This window comes from Mycetohabitans sp. B3 (assembly GCF_021498065.1).
Lineage (GTDB): Bacteria > Pseudomonadota > Gammaproteobacteria > Burkholderiales > Burkholderiaceae > Mycetohabitans.
Genome location: NZ_JAHLKN010000054.1, coordinates 1 through 2,294, shown reverse-complemented (window position 1 = coordinate 2,294; position 2,294 = coordinate 1). Strand labels below are relative to the sequence as shown.

Below are 2,294 nucleotides of genomic sequence, written 5' to 3'. Positions count from 1 at the left end.
AGCTGGATCGGCGCGCGTTACCTGAGCCAGATGCTGGTGCACTCGCGCATCATGTTTATGAAGCGCCGCGAGGCGAATGGGAGACCATGCTGGCCCAAATCTGGGCCGAATTGCTCGAAGTGGAACGTGTGGGTCGGCACGACAGCTTTTTTGCACTCGGGGGCCATTCGCTGCTGGCGGTGCAACTCATCGAGCGTCTGAGACGTCGAGGCTTAGGGTTGTCCGTGCGGGCATTATTTGATATGCCGACGTTAAGTGCACTGGCTCAATCATTGGACCAGCACCGTGAAGTGATTGTGCCGCCCAATGCAATTACGCCTGACACTACTACGCTGACGCCGGAGATGCTGCCACTCATTGACCTGACTCAAGCCGACATTGACCGCATTGTCGAGCAAGTGCCGGGCGGGGTGGCAAACATCCAAGACATTTATGCACTGTCACCGCTGCAGGACGGTATTTTGTTTCATCATCTGCTGGCCACCGACGGTGACCCCTATCTGCTGTTTTTTCAGAAGGCCTTTGCCGATCGAAAAAAGCTGGATTGCTATCTCGATGCAGTTCAGCAGGTAGTGAACCGCCACGATATTTTGCGTACAGCATTTATTTGGGAGGATATATCTACGCCTGCACAGGTCGTCTGGCGTGATGCGCCGTTATGGATTATGGAGCTTACACTAGACCCGGCCGAGGGGCCGATTCTCAAGCAATTGACCGAGCGCTTCAACACCCGCCGATATCGCATCGATCTGACTCAAGCGCCATTAATGCATTTCGTCATTGCGCGAGACAGCGATGGCCGCTGGTTATTAATCGAATTGGTTCATCATTTAATCAATGATCATTCGACACTGGAGGTCATGAATAACGAAGTGCAAATTTTTATTGATGGTCGGGGTGACACATTGCCGCCGGCTCAGCCGTTCCGTAACTCGATCGTACAAGCGCGACTGGGCATGAGCGAAGAGGAGCATGTACGTTTCTTTACCGACATGTTGGCTAACGTGGATAAGCCTACGCTACCGTTCGGTTTAGCCGATGTACATTGCAATGGCAGCCAAATTACTGAGACGCACCGAGCGTTGCCGCAAGAGTTGAACGATCGGCTACGCACGCAGGCCAGGCGCTTGGGTGTAAGCCTGGCCAGTTTATGCCATTTAGCCTGGGCGCAAGTGCTTGCACGCGTGAGCGGCCAGCAGCAAGTGGTGTTTGGCACGGTGCTGTTTGGACGAATGCAAGCCGGTGACGGTGCAGACAGCGCGATGGGGCTGTTCGTTAATACTTTGCCAATGCGTGTGGATTTGCATAGTCATGCTGAGTACAGCGTGCGTGACACGCACGCACGCTTAGCTGCGCTACTCGAGCACGAGCATGCTTCGTTAGCACTCGCGCAGCGTTGCAGTGGGGTGCCGGCTGGCATGCCATTGTTTAGTGCATTGTTCAATTATCGACATAATGCAATGCCTTTGGCTGAAAGCCCAACAATAGACGGCGTTGAATTGTTAAGCGCAGAAGAAAGGACCAATTATCCGGTCACGTTGTCGATAAACGATTTTCAGCAAGCCTTAAGCTTGAGCTGCCAAGTGGCACAGCCACTCGACCCAAATCGTGTGTGCGGGTATATGCAGCGGGCACTGGAAAGCCTTGTCGAAGCACTCGAGCATGCGCATGACAAACCGGTTCAGCAACTGGAGGTGATGCCCGAAGACGAACGAACCTTGCTGCTCGAAACATGGAATATGACGCAGCGCGATGATCCGTCGCATCGGTGCGTGCACCAGTTGTTCGAAGAGCAGGTAGCTACAACACCTGAAGTCATTGCACTTACCTTTAAAGAACAGCGAATTAGTTACACGGCACTCAATGTTCAAGCGAACCGTTTGGCCCACCGGCTGATCCGGTTAGGGGTGGGGGCGGAGACGCCAGTGGCCGTGCTAATGCAACGCTCGCCCGAGCGCGTGGTGACAGCGCTAGCCATCCTTAAAGCCGGCGGCGTCTATATGCCGCTGAACGAGCAATGGCCTGATAGCCGGCTGCACACGTTATTGGGTGAAACACGCGCGCCCATCGTGCTGACGGATCGCCCATTGCAAGCGCGCTGCGATGCGTTCAGTGCGCATGTCATTGCCGTTGATGCCGATGCGTCACTCGCTCAGGAGCCAAGCGATAACCCTATGGTGGCGTGCTCACCCGAGCAACTGGCGTATTTGATGTACACGTCGGGTTCGACTGGTCAACCCAAAGGGGTGGGCATTGTGCATCGCACGGTGCGCTATATGGCCTTAGACCGGCGC

1 protein-coding gene is annotated in these 2,294 nt (G+C 54.8%); it reads left to right on the top strand.

The window, feature by feature from the left end; translation table 11 throughout:
- On the top strand, nucleotides 1–2,294 hold a 2,294-nt coding region (locus KQH55_RS15200; protein WP_373566407.1), incomplete at both ends, for a condensation domain-containing protein.